Below are 16,877 nucleotides of genomic sequence, written 5' to 3'. Positions count from 1 at the left end.
GCACTCGCCCGGCTGTCTATGGTTCAGTGAGACATGAGGATCGGCGCCGGCATCTCCTTGAGCAGTTGACGGCTGACGCCGCCCAGCACCAGTTCCTGCAGACGCGAGCGCCCATAGAGGCCCATGATCAGCAAATCCACGTCGAACTCGGCCATCTGCCGCTCGATGACGTCGGCGGCGGATTCATCGTCGCTCGGATCAACGATGAGATTGGCCTTGATCCGGTGGCGCTCCAACAGGCGCTGCAACATACCGTCCGGACCGCCCTCGCCGTTCGGCGATACAACAAGCACATGGACTTCCTCGGCGGCCTCGATGAACGGCCAGCCGTCACGGAGCGCGCGCGAAGCTTCCCGCGAACCATTCCAAGCGATCAGCACGCGCTTGCCGATCGGCGGCGCATAGTCATCGTGAGGCGTGATCAACACCGGCCCTCCACACGCGAGGCCGACGTCCGCCGCCTCCACGTGCCTTTGGCCCATATGAACCAACATCCGATTGGGTGTGATCGTCAGGTCAGCTCGACGGGCGCAGGCGACGAGGCCGTCGACACGGTCGCCATTGACGGTCATCCAATCCGACGCAACCCCAGCCTCCCTGGCCGCCGTCTCGAATCTCGTGCGCGCGATTTCGCTCGCGACGCCGACCGCCTTGGCGTGATCACGCAAGATCCGATCAATATCAGCGTGCGAGAGCCCAGTCAGAGCCTCAGCCGCCCCGAACTGCCGCATGAAATCGCTCGTGAGAAAAACGCCGCTCAGGTGAGCGCTCCAGCGGGTCGCAAGGTCGGCGGCAAGACGCGCGCGCCTAGACCCGCTCTCGGCGTGGTCCATGACCACCAGAATGTCGCGATAGCTCATTGATCGGCTCCTTTTCCCATCCGACCGCCGGTCCCATGCCACCGGCGGCATGATACGATCCGCCGTAGGAAGCTTGGGCCTGCGAATGAGGCCTTACCTTGCGCTCAATCAATCGGCGGGAGGCTCGATCATGAGTGCGTCGTCCGACAGCGCCGGGTTGCTGGTCTTTCGCCGCGGCGCTGCTGGCCCCGAATTCCTGCTTGTCCATCCCGGCGGCCCGTACTGGCGTGGCAAGGACGAGCACGCATGGTCGTTCCCCAAAGGGCGTATTGAAATTGGCGAAGCCCCCCTGACTGCAGCTAGGCGTGAGTTCCAAGAGGAGACAGGCCTTGTCGTGGACGGCGACCTGATGGAGCTTACGCCCTTGAGGCGTCAGGGGCGTGGTCACGTCTTCTGCTGGCTGATCGAGGCCGATCTCGACCTGAGTTCAGCACGCAGCAACACCTTCGATTTGAAAAACTCTGAGCGCGACCGCACGGTCTTCCCGGAAGTCGACGCCTTTGCGTACTGCGCGTCCCCGCTCGCCCTGCGACGGATTCACAAAAGCCTACGGCCCGTCCTTGAAGAAGCCCTGCATCGCCTTGGCTCCGGGTAGGACAAGTCTGATGGCGCCGCCCTACCTTGCTATCGCGGCTTGGAGAAACGCACCAAGCCAAGCGGCGGCGGCGACGAGCACGAGCCCCGGAATGACCCGCCAAGCAAACTCGCGCTGTCCACCCGACAGCGCGAGGACGATCTTGGTCACTGTATTGGTCGTTAGACCGGCCAGGATCGGCAGGACGGCGTCGCTCGGCTCGATGTGGCCCGCGACGGAGAGGGAGGCGATTGAGATCGCCGCCGCATGAGCATCGACCAGACCAGCCGAGGCCGCTCCCACCATCGCTCCAGCACCTCCGAACCGGGCGCCTAGTGCTGCCGAGAGGACGAGGATAACCGACAAGATTAGCGCGAACGTCAGTGCGCTCGAGATGCTGAAGGCCTGACCTGGATCGGTGTGCTCCTCCGCTGGCGGAAAACGAAGCGCCTTGATCGTGAACACCGCCCCATAGGCGCAAGCCGCCAAACCGGCGCAGAGCAAGGGAATCGCCATCGTATGGAGGGTGGGTATGCTGATCGCCGCGATCACCACGACCAACTGCACGATGGTGGCGATTGTCGACAGCACCGCGCCGGCGACCGCTCCCGCCAAGATGGCCGGGGTTTTGGCCGCACGCGCCGACATTGCCCCTATGGCCGCACTGCTGGAGACGAAGCCGGCGGCCAGTCCCGCAACAGGCAGGCCAAAGCGGACCCCCAGGGTTCGGATGGCCACATGACCCGCCGCGCTGATCCCCAGTAGAAGAATGACCACCAGCCATATAGAGCGCGGGTTCAACGCATCGTAGGGCCCCATGGCGCGATCCGGCAGCAGGGGCAGAACGACCAGGCTCGCGCCGGCCAGGATGAGTGCATCGCGGACCTCATCGGCGGTGAGGGTCTTGCTGACAAAATGATGCAGGGGCGTCCGCGCGGCCAGCAGGATAGCGACGATGGCGCCCACCGCGGCGGCGACCATCGGCTGGGGAACAGCAAGCGCCCCCACCAGCACCGCCAAGATCAGCGCGATCTCGGTTGTCACCCCTGGATCGCCCTCGCCTTCAGCACGCCAATAGCTCAACGCAGCCAGTGCCGCGACCGAAGCTGTCGTGATGGCCAGAAGCGCTACGCCACCAACCATAAAACTGATCGCCCCCGCCAAGGTCGCGACGGCGAAGGTGCGAATCCCCGCGGCTGACGGCGAGGGTCGCTCCTGCTTGCGACGCTCACGCTCAGCGCCGATCAGAAGCCCCACGCCAAGGGCGACGGCCAAGCTCAGGATCGACTCGCTGAAGATCTGAATCCCCTCCAGATGGTCGTCGCTCGAGACGAGCTCCTGACCCTAACAGACTTGGGCGCTCTGCACCTGATATTGGCCTAGCCCCGTACGCCGCGCGGCCACTTGATGCAGCGCAACTTGGATCGACAACCGCACGCTATTCTCAATTCCGCAGCCTTGAAGGTCCAAGACCCTGGCGCCGAAATGGGCCCAGACCAAAGGACGTTGGCTATCTGTCTAATACTCGACCAAGCCATCTCACGGGAGTTCGCCATGACCTACTATTTCGCCAAGACCTTGGTTGGGTCCTTCGATGAGGTGGTCGCGCGCACCAGAGAGGCGCTCGCGCGACAGGGCTTTGGCGTGCTTACAGAGATCGATGTCGCCGCCACTCTGAGGGCCAAAATCGGCGCCGAAATCGCCCCCTACCTCATTCTCGGCGCCTGTAATCCCTCGCTTGCCTATGAAGCGTTGCAACTCGAGGACAAGGTCGGAACCATGCTTCCCTGCAATGTGGTCGTGCGGGATGCCGGTGACGGTCGCACCGAAGTCGCCGCCATTGATCCAGTCGCCTCAATGAGCGCGATCCCCAATCCAATGCTGAAGAAGCAGGCCGCGATTGTCGCCGACAAGCTCGCTGCGGTCGTGGCGGACATCTAAGCGCGCCGGCGTGTGACCTGGGCCTAATGAGCATGAAACACGTCCCCCCGGGCCGCGTCGAATAGGGCATGCCGCGCTCGCACTGCGTCGATAAGCGGAAGCTTACACGGCGCGCCGTAAGCGCCGCTGCAATGGTCGATGTACGACTGCAAGGCGATTTGGTGGTCGATCCAATCAGACGGAGACGACCATGCAGATTGCGCAGGAACAACGGTGGGACCCACTGGTTCGGCTGACCCACTGGGGCGTCGCGGCGGGCGTGCTGGCCAACGGCATATTGACCGAGGAAGGTTCCGGCCCCCACCAATGGGTGGGGTATGGCGTCGCCGCGCTGCTCGCACTGCGCTGGATTTGGGGGCTGATCGGCTCGCCAGAGGCGAGGTTCTCGGCCTTCAGACCCAGCCTTCGTCGAGCAGCCGCGCACTTGCGTGCGATCGGCCGCCGGGAAAAGACAACGCACCGATCCCACAATCCACTCGGCGCCCTAATGGTCTACGCACTGTGGGCGACGCTCGCCATCGTCATCGGCTCGGGAGTCGCGATGACAATCCTGCCCGGCGCCTCGACACCGCCTACAGAAGCGCCGTCAAATGCGCAGTTCCAGACGCCTGCCGCTAGCGATGACGATGAAGTGCGCGAGGCGCGCGAAGACGGCGCGGGCGAGGGCGAAGGCGACGAGGTGATCGGGGAGATCCACGAGGTGGCGGCGAACCTGCTATTCATTCTAGCCGGGCTGCACCTTCTAGGCGTGGCGTTTGAGACGCGCCGCAGCGGCCGCGGAATTCTAACCGCGATGCTGCCGGGCAGGCGCGAGCTACGGTGTAAGGAATGAGCCACCACCTGCAATCTAAGCTGGAGCCGCGCGCCAGCGCCGTGGCGGGCGTGGTGGCGCTCCAATCGCTGGCCGTGGCCTTCTTCATCGTCGATGCGGCCGCCGACGTGGCCGCTGGAGGCCTGAGCCCTCACGTAATGGTCGAGATGGTCGCGGCGCTGGGCCTTTTGGCCGGCGTTGCGATTGGCCTGCTGCAGCTTCGCAGCCTACTCGCTGCGGGACGGCGCAAGAGCGCGGCGCTGGCGGTTGCGGCGGGCGCCCTAAGCCAGGTCATCGAAACACGCGCCCGAGAATGGGGCCTCACACCTGCAGAGACGGACGTGGTGATCTTCGCGCTCAAGGGATGTGACGTAGCCGAGATTGCACGGCTGCGGAACGCGGCGGCGGGGACGGTGCGGGCGCAACTGACGCGGATCTACCAGAAGGCCGGCGTGAATTCGCGCTCGGCCCTGGCGAGCCTGTTTCTGGACGAACTGATCGCAGCCCCCCCATACCGCCGCGGCGCTAAGGGCGCATAGTAGGCTTCCCGCCGCTTCGCTCCTTCGTGTCGGTGGCGCGAAGTTCAGAGAAGCCTCTCATGATCGGCTATCCAACTACGCCGGCTCAAGCGCGAGCATCCCTGGCGCACTTCAGCGTCGGGCGCCGGGAGCTGGCCACAAGGTTCGAAGCGGCGCCGGCAGATGGCCAGCGATCTTATCGGCCTCGTCACGGTCCACCTGCTCGGCGAGCACTTGGAGAACCGCCTCGACCGCGCCCTTCGGTTCGCGGGGGAACCTATCGGGTAGCTTCTGCTCAACCGCCTGAAGAAACCCCTCGGGGTCTCGAATGCGGGACGCGCCGTTTACAGGCCGCCAGCCTTCCAAGAAGAACCCCCGCATCAACATTGGAAGCTGGGCCGAGAGGCTAAGAACGGCCTCTTGTGGCAGGTGATCGCGAAGCACGTGCAGCACGGCCCGAAGCGCCGAATAGGCGTCACCTCGATCGCAGGGCGGCAAGCGCTGCTCGATGAGTTTCAGCCAGGCGTTAGTCTCCTGGACGGTCGTATCAAAAACGGCGAGGCCGGTGCTCATCAGTGTGCTCCCATGCTGCAAGGAGACTGCGCGTTGGTGAACCTGACGATCTTGATGCAGATCAATATCCTCAGGACGAACCCAGGGCCCGCGCCCTGCCGCCGCGAGCAAATTGCAGAGCGTCCTGCTTGATCCCAGCTATGCCGAGTTCAGAACGCCGCGGGCTGGGCCGCCGATACCAAGCCCGGCGAACTACCGGACGCTTCAGAACGTTGCGATTGCGCGAAATCGGGAAGAGCTAGCGCATCAAGGGCGCGCCAAGCCCTCTTCAGTTCGCGGCGATGGGTCCGATGCAGGCTTGGCTCCAGGCCGGGAACCTCGTCCAAATCCCCACAATGGGTGAGGCTCTTACGGAGTCCGGTGCAGACCGCGTCGTCGTTCATCTCGCCCAGGGCGGTTTGGAGGGCGATCAACGCGGCGACGTATTGGGTCTCAGCAGGCGAACCGTTGCTGCAGACCTCGCAGTTGTAGCGCAGCGTCCTGACATGGCCGCGCAGCTTGTGACGCCCTCGACGGCCAAGCGCCATGACACGCTTCTCACCGACCCGTATCGCGGTGTCGGCTTGGCTCAAACAACTCACAATCACATTGTCGAATTGTAACCGCCCCTCCCCTGCCTCGAGCGCCCGCAGCAGCACATGCTCGAGGCTGTCGGCGAGCGTCGCGGCTCGAGCCGACAAGAGCTCAGCCTTCGCCCTTTCAACCACGGCCTCGCGTCGGGCCCGAGCGCTCGCGATCAGAAGGTCGGCCGGCCGGAACTCACCCGTATAGGGGTGCTTGGCCACGAGGCGCTCAGAGAGAACGTCTAGATCACGTGCCTTCCCAAGGCGTCGCGCTTGCCAGCGCAGCTCACGACGAAGCCAAGCGGCATCGGGCGCGGGGAGAACGGCCTGTAAAAGCCAGACACCGTCGGCGGCGCGTCGCAACGCCCCGCGCAACGCATGGACATTCTCCGGAGACGCGGAGGCGAAAAACGCCTCACGGGTTTGCCGGACCTGACCGCTGAGCTGAAGCAGGATGGTTCGAGCCTCACTCGGGGGGGACGCCTGCGAGGCCTGGCGTGTCGACGTCATGGCGTAGATCTCCATCGAACAGGGCTCGCCCAAGCGGCCGGGCCTTCGTCTCGTGAAGCAGAGTGAAGCGCGAGAAGCTGCTCGGTCATGACATTGATCAAGTCCCTCCGCCGCTGACCGCGTTTGTCTGAGAAGCCTTCAAGGGAGCGATCAGGATGACGTCGCAGGACAGCGGAACGCTTGTGGTTTCGACCGATACGCTCGCCCCGCTGGCGGGGGATGCACCCGCTCAGGCCGAGGTCGTGCGGGCCTTCGCTCAGGGCATGGCGACCCGGGAGGCGCCGCTTGATCATGTCGTCACGCACATGTCGCATGTCTTTCTAGGTCGCGAGCACGCCTACAAGCTGGCTCGTGCGCGCGCCCACGGCTTTGGCGATTTCTCCAGCCTGGCGGCGCGGCGAGCGGCCTGCCTTGCCGAATTCGCGCTGAACCGAGGCTTGGCGCCAGCGCTCTACGAGAGTGTGAAACCGGTGCGCATGGGTCCGAGCGGCAAGGTCCATATCGGGGGCGGCGGACGGCTGGTCGATTGGGTCATTATCATGCGCCGTTTCGCGCCTGGGGCGCTCTTCAGCGAGCTGGCGCGCGATCAACGCCTCACACCCGATCATGTCGCCAGCGCCGTTGATGCTGTCGTGCGAGCCCACCGCGCGGCGCCCCCCTTGATGCAGGATGGCGGCGTGCGGGACTATGAAGTCATCCTAGGCGGCCTGCGCAAATCACACGCCGCAGCTCAAGCTCTGGGTCGCGAAATCGAAAACGCCACGGCGTTGTTCGAGGCCTTGGAGAGGCGACTTCACGCGCTAGCTTCGCTCCTGGAACGGAGGCGCCGAGGGGGTTGGACGCGGCGTGGGCACGGCGACCTTCACTTAAGGAATATCTGCATCTTCGAGGGCGAGGTGACGCTGTTCGACGCCCTCGCTTTCGACGAGACTCTGGCCACCGGAGACGTACTTTACGACCTCGCCTTCCTGCTGATGGACCTTCAGGCGCGCGGCCTTACGCACTACGCCAACCTGGCGATGAACCGCTACTTCGACGAAACACAGCAACCGGAGTGGGCCCTGGCCTTGCTCGCTCCCTTTATGGCGCTCCGGGCGCTGGTACGGATGACAGTCGCCGAGGAAGCCGGCGATCGCAACGAAGCGGCGCTCTATCATCGCCTCGGTCTGCAGTTGCTCGATCCGCCCCGTCAGCGTCTCCTGGCGATCGGCGGTCTTTCGGGTTGTGGCAAGTCCACCATCGCCCGGCTTGTCGCGCCGAGCCTGCCTGGACCATGCGGCGCTCGGGTGCTTCGGACCGACCTGATCCGCAAGCTCGCCGGAGCAGACGCCCGTTGCGATCAAACCACCGACTACTCGATCGACGCGCGCCGGGCCGTCTATCGAAGGCTCACAACAGCCGCCGAAGAAACGCTTGTTTCGGGAACCTCGGCCATCGCCGACGCCACCTTCGCCGACAGTCTGGCCCGAGACCAGTTTTCCGCGGCGTTCGCCGAAAGGTTCACCGGCGTTTGGCTCCACGCCTCCCAGGCGACCAGATTGGCCCGGATCGCAGCGCGACGAGACGACCCTTCCGACATCACCACGGCGGCCGCGCTGGGGCAGATCGAACCTGCCGACCTCGGACCCGAGTGGGTGATCGTCGAGGCGGAAGGCCCCTCGGATCAGGTGGCCGAACGCGTAACCTCGGCGGCCAGCCTGACTCCGCTGGCGTCCGCTTGTTGGGCCTTGAGCTTAGACCAACCGGTCGCGGCTCCTCAGGTGAACGCGCCTCACGGCAGGTCTTTCAATCCAGACGCTGGTCAGGCGGCATTGACCTCGATCAAGGACGCTCCAGCCTCCACAGGCGACCTTGCTCAAAGGAGGAAGTCCTATGGTTCAGCTATCAGCATCTAGCCTATCTCCCGCACTCCACGCCCGGAGCCTGATCGGTCAGGCAATAGCCGCAATCCGCACGCAGGTCCGCGGCCTTGCCGAACTTCTGGCTTTCTTTGTCGCGGGCGCGGCGGCTCTCTGGGCATTGTTGTCAGGCCTGCTGACGCAAGCACGCGCGCGAAACGACGCTGGGCCGCACCTCAACGAACGGCTCTCCCCCTTCCCCGTCGATGATTGACGCCCCAACGGCGCAGCGCGGGCCGGCTGATGCGTATCCCACGCGGACCTTAGGCTAACGACCGGAATGCGACATAGGCTGCTGTGACCAGCACCATGAGCGCGAAGGCTCGACGCGCGATCGCGGCTCGGCTTGCGAGCATCTTGGAGACAGGCCCGCCGGCCAGCGGGCCAAAAGCGCCGCCGACCACGAGGGCGGCGAATACCGGCCAGTCGACAAGGCCCGACAGGGCGTAGCTGGCGCTGGTCGCAGTACCGAACAGCACTGCCGCTCGTCACATTCGAATAGCTGGTCATGATCGTGCGCCCCGACCGTCATCGAGTCCGAACGGCGCTGGCGGTCTTCCTCCACGTCTCCGCCAGACCGCGCCCCACGCGCTCGGCCTCTCGCGTCGACCGCTTCCGAGAACTAGGCGCTTCCGAGCCGCTTAACACCACAAGGAGACTAAGAGGCTGCCGCGCCGCGCTCATACCAGCCCTTGCTGCGGTTCACGATGGCCACAACCGAGAGCATCACCGGCACTTCGATCAGCACGCCGACCACGGTGGCCAGCGCAGCGCCGGACTTGAAGCCGAACAAGCTGATCGCGGCGGCGACGGCCAGTTCGAAGAAGTTGCTGGCGCCGATCAGCGCCGAAGGGCCCGCAACGCAGTGGGCCTCGCCGCACATTCGGTTCAGCAGGTAGGCCAAGCCGGAATTGAAATAGACTTGGATGAGGATCGGCACGGCCAGCATGGCGATGATCGCCGGCTGGCTGATGATCTGCTCGCCCTGGAACCCGAACAGCAGGACCAGAGTCGCGAGCAGCGCGGTCAGGGCCAGGGGCGATATGGCGCCGAGCAGGCGTTGCAGGCCAGCCTCCCCGCCGCGCTTCAGGACCGCCGCCCGCAGCAACTGGGCGAGGATCACCGGCGCCACGATATAGAGCCCCACCGACAGCAGCAGCGTTTGCCAGGGAACGGTGATGGCCGACAGGCCGAGCAGGAGGCCGACGATAGGGGCGAAGGCGACGACCATGATGGCGTCGTTCAGCGCCACCTGGCTGAGCGTGAAGTTGGGCTCGCCCTTCGTCAGGTTGCTCCAGACGAAGACCATAGCGGTGCAAGGCGCGGCGGCCAGGATGATCAGGCCGGCGATGTAACTCTCGATCTCGGCGGCCGGCAGGTAGGGGCGGAACAGGTAGCCGATGAAGAACGCGCCCAGGGCCGCCATCGAAAACGGCTTCACCGCCCAGTTGATGAACAGGGTGACACCGATGCCGCGCCAGTGCCGCCGCACCGCGCCCAGGGCCCCGAAGTCGACCTTCATCAACATCGGGATGATCATCAGCCAGATCAGCACCGCCATCGGCAGATTGACCTTGGCGACCTCGGCCGCGCCGATCGCCTGGAAGGCGGTCGGGAACAGATGGCCAAGACCGACGCCGACCACGATGCAGAGCGCCACCCAAAGTGTCAGGTAGCGCTCGAACCGCGACATGGGAGCCGGTTCCGGCGCAGCAGGGGCGATGACCGCCTCGCTCACGAGGCGCGCTCAGGCGTGTCCGCGGCTTCGTGAATCTCGCGCAATCTGGTCTGCAGCGAGAGCTGGTCGATGGTGTCGTGCGGCAGGCTTAGGAACAGGCGGATGCGGGTCCCGAGCTGGCGAGCAGCCTCGGCGAAGGCCGCGGCGATCTCCGCCTCGGTCCCTTCAGCGGCGGCGGGATCGGGTATGCCCCAATGGGCGGTCATCGGCTGGCCTGGCCAGATCGGGCAGACCTCGCCCGCGGCGTTGTCGCAGACGGTGATCACGAAATCCAAGGGCGGCGCGCCGGGCTTGGCGAACTCGTCCCAAGACTTGGATCGGAAGTCGGAGGCGTTGAAGCCGAGGGCCGCGACCAGCGAGAGCGCATGTGGATTGACTTCGCCCTTGGGCATGGAGCCGGCGGAGTAGGCCTTGAAGCGGCCGCCGCCCTCCTTGTTGAGCACCGCCTCGGCGATAATCGAGCGGGCGGAGTTGCCGGTGCAAAGGAAGAGGAGATTGTAGGCTTTCGACACGGTGGGGCCTCTAGCAGCAGACGTCGGCGATTTTGAAAAGAGGGGCGCAGATCTCGGAGGAGCCGCCGCAGCAGTCCTCGACCAGGAAGCCCAGCAACTCACGCATGGCGTCGTACTGGGCGCGGTAGATGATCGAGCGGCCGTCGCGGACCGAGGTCACCAGGCCGGCGTGGCTCAGGATGTTGAGATTGGCCGACAGGGTGTTGGGCAGCATGTCCAGGCGCCGGGCCAGTTCGCCCGCCGCCAGGCCCTCGCCGCCAGCCTGCACCAGCAGCCTGAAGGCCGCGAGACGTCCTTCGTGGGCGAGTGCGGCCAGACTTGCGACAGCGCTTTTTGTTTCCATATTTCCAGTATATTCGAAATGTGTAACGGTTGGAAGACAGCAGCCAATGAGTGCCTCGTGACCGACTTTCCCGCCCTGCAGACGCAATTTCTTGAACGGCCCGACGCTGAGCAGTTGGAGCCGCAGCGCTTCGCTGAGCACCCACCGCGAATCCTGCTGCTCTATGGTTCGTTGCGAGAGCGCTCATTCAGCCGCCTGCTGACGGAAGAGGCCGCGCTGATCCTGCGTGCGCTCGGCTGCGAAACAAAGGTCTTCGACCCAAGGGGCCTACCCCTGCCGGATGGCGCGCCGGCCGATCACCCGAAGGTGCAGGAACTGCGTCGGCTCTCGATGTGGTCCGAGGGCCAAGTCTGGTGCAGCCCGGAGCGGCATGGTGCGATCACCGGGGTCATGAAGAGCCAGATCGACTGGATACCGCTGGAAATGGGCAGCGTGCGCCCGACTCAGGGCCGAACCTTGGCGGTCATGCAGGTCAGCGGAGGGTCGCAGTCGTTTAACGCGGTCAACACCCTGCGCCTGCTGGGCCGATGGATGCGGATGATCACCATTCCCAACCAATCGTCGGTAGCGATGGCCTGGAAGGAGTTTGACGACAACGACCGCATGAAGCCGTCAGCCTATTACGATCGCGTGGTGGACGTCATGGAGGAGCTGGTGAAGTTCACTCTGTTAACCCGTGACCGCGCCGACTATCTGGTCGATCGCTACAGCGAGCGGAAAGCGACAGGGCGCGCCTCCGCAGTCGAACATTTGGTTGCGCAGGCAATGCGGCCGTGACGCCGCGTATCTCGTCTTAGCCGCCCTCTATCGTACCGGCCTGGTCCGGCCCGGCCGAACGAGCGCGCTGGGATCGCAGAGCAAACGCATCAAATGGCGCCTGCTTGCCGCGACGTGAATCTTGTCGCCGCCGACACGGCTCCTAAAAGGAAACGACTGAATCACAAACCGACTAGGCTGGAAGCGAGATCGACATGGCGGACACTGCTGGCGGCCTCGAGCTTGAGACATTCCGCACCGAGGCCAAGGATTGGCTGGAAGCGAACTTTCCGGCCTCGCTGCGGGGCCGCCCCGGCGTGGCTTCCGCTCTGATGGACGGTCTGGTTCCCCAGGGCGACCTCCTGGCCTGGAAGCAGGCGATGGGGGCCAAGGGCTGGGGAACGCCGACCTGGCCGGCCGAATACGGCGGCGGCGGGCTCTCGCCACAAAAGGCGCGCGTGCTTCAGCAGGAAATGGCCCGGATCGGCGCCTTCAATCCGCTGACCTACGGCATGGGCGTGACCATGATCGGCCCGACGATCCTCGACTACGGGACCGAGGAACAAAAGCGTCAACACATCCCGCCGATCGTTCGCGGCGATGTCCGCTGGTGCGTCGGCTACTCCGAACCCAACGCCGGCTCCGATCTCGCCTCGCTGCAGATGAAGTGCGAGGACGCCGGCGATCACTGGGTGATCACGGGCCAAAAGACCTGGACTTCAGGCGCCCAGCACTCCGACTGGTGCGGCGCACTGGTCCGCACCGACCCAACCGCGAAGAAGCATGACGGCATCAGCTTCATGCTGATCGACATGCATCAGCCGGCCATCGAAACCCGCCCCATCGCCCTGATCGCCGGCGCCTCGCCGTTCTGTGAAACCTTCTTCACCGAGGCGAAGGCCGCCAAAGATGGCCTGCTGGGCAAGCTCAACGGCGGCTGGACGGTCGGCAAGCGGCTGCTGCAGCACGAGCGCGCCAGCCAGACCGGCGGCTCGACGGGTCCCAAGCCCCAGGCGCTGCAGGATGTCGCCAAGCGCTATGTCGAGCTCGACGCCGATGGTCGCATCGCCGACACCGATCTGCGCACCCGCCTGACCCAGCACCTGATGGACGCCAAGATCCATGGGCTGACCCTGGCCCGGGTCGCGGCGGAATCGAAGGACGCCTCGGGCGCCACCACCACCGCCTCGATCCTGAAGAACTCCGCCACCAACGTCGCCCAGACACGGGCGGAGCTGACTCTGGAAATCATGGGCCACCAGGGATTGGGCTGGGAGGGCGAGACCTTCGCCCCGGAGGAGATCGAAAGCGTGCGCAGCTGGCTCGGCGGCAAGGCGATGTCGATCTATGGCGGCTCCGTCGAGATCCAGAACAACATCATTTCCAAGCGCATCCTGGGCCTGCCCGACACCACTCAGTCGAGCTAAGGCCCAGAGCCTCACATGGGCCACCAACTCCTGCGCCTGGCGGAAGAGTTCAGGATCGACGACGAGGTCCGAGGCCGCGGCGTTTTCCTGAAGCTGCCCTGGGCGGCTGGCGCCGACGATCGCTGAAGCCACAGCGAAATCATCTAAGGATTTGGCCGGATTTTTGGTGAGAACTGTCGCTGATTAGCCTCGCGCCGCTTCTGCAATGCAGTATCACCTGCGCCAAGCCAGCGCGATCCGCCCTCCGTCGAGTATCCTTTTACGGTCCACCGACACCCCAAAGCGCGCCAGAAGTTCACGCCCCTCGGTGATCGCGCCGGCTGCGTCATAAGCCTTGGCCACCGGTCGCAAATGTCCAATCGGCGTGGCGTCGACGATACCCATCCGCCAGGCCTTTTTCTGCGCAACCACCGCCCAGTAGACGTCGATGCCGTAGCACCACCGCGACTGCGGAAAGGGAATCAACTCGGCGAAGGTCTCGCGTCGAAATGCCGTCAGCGGACCGATCTCGACAAAGCGGGTCTCGCGAACCAGCGCGCCCCAGCGGCGATGAGTGAGCCCGAAGTTCGCGTAGGAATCGAACCGATGCGCGGGCTGGGCGATCGACAGTCCGGCCGCCTCGCTGGCGGCGATGAAATCGTCGAGAAAACCCGTCTCAAAGGCGATGTCGTCATCGGCGATGATCAGCCAGTCGAAACTATCCAAGGGGCCGGGCGCCGCGGCGATCGCCACGTCCGCATTCGCGAACTTGCCGCGATCCCCCATCGGCGTGATCGATACGCTGACGCGATGTCGCCCCAGTTTCAGGCGCTCAGCCACCCTCGCCATGTCGCCGGGCCGACTTGGCGACTCCACGCCGACGATCAACACGTTGCGCGCCGGCTCGAGGGCTGCATCGCGCCGCAGACGCGCGAGCGCTTGGCTCGAGGCGAGCCGGGAATCGTAGACGCGGTCGAGCAGCCGGGCCAGCCGCGGGTAGCGCCGCTTATACTGCCGCGCCAACCCGCGCGTAGAGGTGAAGAAGTCGGGATCCGGCTGCGGACGACGCCGGACCACTCTGCGCGCCGCGTTGGATATCTCGTCATGCAGCGGATGGCGCAGCAGCCGCAGTGCGATCAGCCATAGACCGACACCTAGAACGACCACCACGCCGATATAGGGCGCGGGCGTTGTTGGAGAGCCTCGAAACACGGCCATCAGCATCATCGCCGGCGCGATCGCCGCCAGGGTCGCCAAACCGCTGCTGCGGTAGATCGGCACGAGATCGGCGCGGCTGGCGCCGGTCATACGCTCCAGGTGCGGGCGGTAGAGGAAGTAGGAAAAAAGCGCGTCGCCGATCTTGCTCGCCGCGGCGGTGGACAGGCTGACGAAGCTGCCGGCGGTGAAAAGCGCCAGCCCTACACCCGAGCGCACGAACTCGATCCTCGCCTGGCGGTCGGTTTCCTTCGAAACCACGAAGACCTGCCAGGTCATGGTGATGGAGACCAGAACCATGCCGGCGATCGAAAGCATGGTGAGCGGCGCCGCCGCTCCAATCCACGGGGGGCCATAGACAATCTGGATGAAGGGACCGGAGAGAATGGCCAAGCCAGCAAAGCCGGGCCAGAGGATGGCCGTCATCAAGGCCACTACACGCAGATACCGCTCCCGCAACGGTATGCCCCGCCGGGCCAGATCGGCGAAATCGACGAGCAGTATTCTCGCCATGACGATGTGGATGTTGTTCCAAAGCAAATTGAACATCGACGAGGCGCGGGAGTAGAGCCCCAGCGCAGCAAGATCGATGATCCGCCCGAGCAGGATTTCGGCCAGCCGATCGGCCAGGCTGTTCACTCCCGAGATCGCCAGCATCTGACCGCCGAACCGGCTGACGGCCCGCCACTCCTTCAGCGAAACCCGGAAACTGACATGTCGCGCGGCCAGGATGCTGAGCGCCAAGGCGTTGAACGCCGCGCCGGCCAGTTGCCCCCAGGCCAGGCTCATATAGCTGAAGCCTTTGAAGGCGAGCAGGACGGTGATCGTTGTGGCAAGGGCCGAGCGGACCGTTTTCACCAGCGCGAGCGTCTTGAAGTCGCCCTCCCGTTCCAACCGGCTCGCCGGCAAGAACTCGATGATCGCGATGAGGGGCTGGAGGGCCAGAACCAGCAGGACTCGTCGCACGCCGTCCTCGTGCAGGAACGCCGCACCGAACAGGCCAAGGCCAGAAATGGCCGCCGCCAGCAGCAGGCCGAGCAGCGCGTTGATCGTGAACGCCGTCGCCGCGAGGCTGGGCTCCAAGCGCGCCTCGCGGACGATCAGACTACCCAGGCCGAACGCCTGAACGAGGGCCAGCAAAGCGACCATGGCCAGGGCGATAGCGAAGACGCCCATGTCATGGGGACTGAGCAGCCGGGCGAGGATGATCGAGCCGCCGAATTGGAGGGCGAAATAGCTTCCCTGAGCCGCCGCCATCCAAGCGACCGAGCGTCGCGCCGACATCGTCCGCCTCCTGAAGGGCGTTCCCAGACTCTCAGCCAGTTAACCACATACCAGCGTTACAATCGGTCGGACGATCCAAAGGAAAGAACAAGGCTGGGCGAGACGTTACGATCGGCCTGATGCTAATCGCCCAAAGAGTAGGCGCTCGCGCCACCAGCGCTTCGAACGCGCTAGGCGCTAATCTCCACAATCTGAGGAAAGGCGCCGAGCCGAACCGAGCAGGACGTGCCGGGACCCAACGTCTTGGCGGGCTCATCACCGCTCAATGGGTCGAACAGTCTGACCTGCTTCGCTGCGGGAAAGCTCAGGGTGACCTCGCTCGGGGCGACCATCAGCGGCTTGTTGGCGACCTCATCCCAGATGTCGGGTTCGTTCCACAGCGCCACCAGGACCGTGGTCGGGCCTTTCTGGAGAACCATGTGCTTGGCCGTGGCGGGCAGACCCGACACCTGTGGCAGCACGCTTGCCGCCTCCCCGGCCGCACGCTCCGGCGCCAGGATACGGGTGAGGTTGCGCACCGCGGTCGCCGCCACCTTGGGCGATCCGCCGAACTTGAATATTCCCCAATGCAGATTGGGGACCTTGAAATCCGGGTCGGCCTTTTCGTCGAGCAGCTCGTAGATATAAATTCGCCGCACTCCGAGACTGACCGCGTCGAAAACGCCGTTCAACAGCAGCAGGGCCTGGGTGTATTCGTCGACCGGCGTGGGCCACTTGCTGACCGGGCCAGTGTTGTAGCCGAACTCGGTCATCACCACCGGCCGCGTCCGGCCGGCCATGGTCTTGGCGAGCGACGGGCCAGGCTGGGCGCCGCTTTTCGGATAGGGATGCTCGTTGTCCATATCCGAGCGGACTTCGAGCCGCGGGTAGTTGGCCACGCCAAGCAAGGGGATCTTCGCGAAGGCCGGGCGCGAGCGCATGGCGGCGTGCAGCGCCTCCATATAGGCGGTCACGGCGGTGAAGCTGGTCTTGGTGTCCTTGACCCCGCCGAAGGTGATCGGCTGGTTGTTCGGCTCGTTTGGCCCCTCCAGGTAGTCGATCCCCAAGGCGTCTGGGAAGCGCGCCAAAATCCGGTCGAGAACCTCGCCCACCTGCGAGGCGTCGGTCATCGCCGCACCGTTCGGCGAACAGCTCATGCTGAAGCGGATGCCGGCGTCCAAGTATCGTTTGTAAGGCAGGTTGCTGGCGACCTTGGGCGCGGTGTCGCGCACGTACTTGAGGCCGAGGTATCCCAGCTTTTCGATGGTCGCGGCGTGATTGGCGTAGGCGCCGTCCGAATAGCGGACGTGCGTGACGACGCCGAGCCGATCAAGGAAGTCGTAGGTCCACAACGCCACACGGGTCACTCAAGGGTTCGCCCCGACGGGGCTTGGAA

Annotated in this window: 17 protein-coding genes; 7 read left to right on the top strand and 10 right to left on the bottom strand. The window is 64.8% G+C overall.

Going from position 1 to position 16,877, the window contains the following annotated elements:
* Nucleotides 1–23: 23 nt before the first annotated feature.
* Nucleotides 24–860, bottom strand: coding sequence for a universal stress protein (locus Q8M13_RS20365; RefSeq protein ID WP_305302094.1), 837 nt, complete (start codon nucleotides 858–860; stop codon nucleotides 24–26).
* Between the two features lie 130 nt (nucleotides 861–990).
* On the opposite strand from Q8M13_RS20365, the gene Q8M13_RS20360 reads away from it, so the two are divergent.
* On the top strand, nucleotides 991–1,455 hold the full coding sequence (locus Q8M13_RS20360; RefSeq protein WP_305302092.1) for an NUDIX domain-containing protein: 465 nt from the start codon (nucleotides 991–993) through the stop codon (nucleotides 1,453–1,455).
* A gap of 21 nt (nucleotides 1,456–1,476) precedes the next feature.
* Here the strand turns inward: Q8M13_RS20360 and Q8M13_RS20355 are convergent, their stop codons facing one another.
* Entirely contained in the window at nucleotides 1,477–2,709 is a 1,233-nt protein-coding gene (locus tag Q8M13_RS20355; RefSeq protein WP_305302090.1) for a DUF4010 domain-containing protein, read from the bottom strand.
* A gap of 279 nt (nucleotides 2,710–2,988) precedes the next feature.
* Here Q8M13_RS20355 and Q8M13_RS20350 point away from each other — a divergent pair, with 279 nt between their 5' ends.
* From Q8M13_RS20350 to Q8M13_RS20340, 3 genes are all read left to right on the top strand, one after another.
* Nucleotides 2,989–3,375, top strand: coding sequence for a DUF302 domain-containing protein (locus Q8M13_RS20350; protein ID WP_305302089.1), 387 nt, complete (start codon nucleotides 2,989–2,991; stop codon nucleotides 3,373–3,375).
* 190 nt (nucleotides 3,376–3,565) lie between these two features.
* Nucleotides 3,566–4,207 (top strand): cytochrome b/b6 domain-containing protein, encoded by a 642-nt coding sequence (locus Q8M13_RS20345; protein ID WP_305302088.1) that lies wholly within the window; start codon nucleotides 3,566–3,568, stop codon nucleotides 4,205–4,207.
* Nucleotides 4,204–4,725 (top strand): LuxR C-terminal-related transcriptional regulator, encoded by a 522-nt coding sequence (locus Q8M13_RS20340; protein WP_305302087.1) that lies wholly within the window; start codon nucleotides 4,204–4,206, stop codon nucleotides 4,723–4,725. The genes Q8M13_RS20345 and Q8M13_RS20340 overlap by 4 nt, the downstream gene beginning before the upstream one ends.
* A gap of 111 nt (nucleotides 4,726–4,836) precedes the next feature.
* Here the strand turns inward: Q8M13_RS20340 and Q8M13_RS20335 are convergent, their stop codons facing one another.
* Together Q8M13_RS20335 and Q8M13_RS20330 are read right to left on the bottom strand one after the other, a co-directional pair.
* A complete protein-coding gene (locus Q8M13_RS20335; RefSeq protein WP_305302086.1) occupies nucleotides 4,837–5,277 on the bottom strand; it encodes a DUF2267 domain-containing protein in 441 nt (146 codons plus the stop codon).
* Nucleotides 5,278–5,426: 149 nt separating this feature from the next.
* On the bottom strand, nucleotides 5,427–6,365 hold the full coding sequence (locus Q8M13_RS20330) for a CHAD domain-containing protein (protein ID WP_305302085.1): 939 nt from the start codon (nucleotides 6,363–6,365) through the stop codon (nucleotides 5,427–5,429).
* 140 nt (nucleotides 6,366–6,505) lie between these two features.
* Here Q8M13_RS20330 and Q8M13_RS20325 point away from each other — a divergent pair, with 140 nt between their 5' ends.
* Nucleotides 6,506–8,245 carry an AAA family ATPase gene (locus tag Q8M13_RS20325; protein WP_305302084.1) on the top strand — a complete coding sequence of 580 codons (1,740 nt, stop codon included), beginning with the start codon at nucleotides 6,506–6,508 and terminating at the stop codon, nucleotides 8,243–8,245.
* A 266-nt stretch (nucleotides 8,246–8,511) separates the two neighbouring features.
* On the opposite strand, the gene Q8M13_RS20320 is transcribed toward Q8M13_RS20325, so the two are convergent.
* The 4 genes from Q8M13_RS20320 to Q8M13_RS20305 form a co-directional block, all read right to left on the bottom strand.
* Nucleotides 8,512–8,727: a hypothetical protein gene (locus Q8M13_RS20320; protein WP_305302083.1), complete on the bottom strand. Its 216-nt coding sequence runs from the start codon at nucleotides 8,725–8,727 to the stop codon at nucleotides 8,512–8,514.
* A gap of 179 nt (nucleotides 8,728–8,906) precedes the next feature.
* Nucleotides 8,907–9,941 (bottom strand): ACR3 family arsenite efflux transporter, encoded by a 1,035-nt coding sequence (arsB, locus tag Q8M13_RS20315; RefSeq protein ID WP_305302204.1) that lies wholly within the window; start codon nucleotides 9,939–9,941, stop codon nucleotides 8,907–8,909.
* Between the two features lie 41 nt (nucleotides 9,942–9,982).
* A complete protein-coding gene (locus tag Q8M13_RS20310) occupies nucleotides 9,983–10,498 on the bottom strand; it encodes an arsenate reductase ArsC (protein ID WP_305302081.1) in 516 nt (171 codons plus the stop codon).
* 10 nt (nucleotides 10,499–10,508) lie between these two features.
* Nucleotides 10,509–10,841, bottom strand: a complete 333-nt coding sequence (locus tag Q8M13_RS20305; protein WP_305302079.1) for a helix-turn-helix transcriptional regulator — start codon at nucleotides 10,839–10,841, stop codon at nucleotides 10,509–10,511.
* 57 nt (nucleotides 10,842–10,898) lie between these two features.
* Between Q8M13_RS20305 and arsH the strand changes: the two genes are divergently transcribed.
* Nucleotides 10,899–11,618, top strand: a complete 720-nt coding sequence (gene arsH, locus Q8M13_RS20300) for an arsenical resistance protein ArsH (RefSeq protein WP_305302078.1) — start codon at nucleotides 10,899–10,901, stop codon at nucleotides 11,616–11,618.
* A 194-nt stretch (nucleotides 11,619–11,812) separates the two neighbouring features.
* Nucleotides 11,813–13,024, top strand: a complete 1,212-nt coding sequence (locus Q8M13_RS20295) for an acyl-CoA dehydrogenase family protein (RefSeq protein WP_305302077.1) — start codon at nucleotides 11,813–11,815, stop codon at nucleotides 13,022–13,024.
* 213 nt (nucleotides 13,025–13,237) lie between these two features.
* Here Q8M13_RS20295 and Q8M13_RS20290 read toward each other — a convergent pair whose 3' ends face one another.
* Nucleotides 13,238–15,502, bottom strand: coding sequence for an oligosaccharide flippase family protein (locus Q8M13_RS20290; protein WP_305302075.1), 2,265 nt, complete (start codon nucleotides 15,500–15,502; stop codon nucleotides 13,238–13,240).
* Between the two features lie 170 nt (nucleotides 15,503–15,672).
* Nucleotides 15,673–16,848, bottom strand: a complete 1,176-nt coding sequence (locus Q8M13_RS20285; RefSeq protein WP_305302073.1) for a hypothetical protein — start codon at nucleotides 16,846–16,848, stop codon at nucleotides 15,673–15,675.
* Between the last annotated feature and the right edge of the window lie 29 nt (nucleotides 16,849–16,877).

Source organism: Phenylobacterium sp., from assembly GCF_030681155.1.
Taxonomy (GTDB): Bacteria; Pseudomonadota; Alphaproteobacteria; order Caulobacterales; family Caulobacteraceae; genus Phenylobacterium.
The sequence above is the reverse complement of the archived record's forward strand: the minus strand, read 5'-3'. Positions and strand labels throughout refer to the sequence as shown.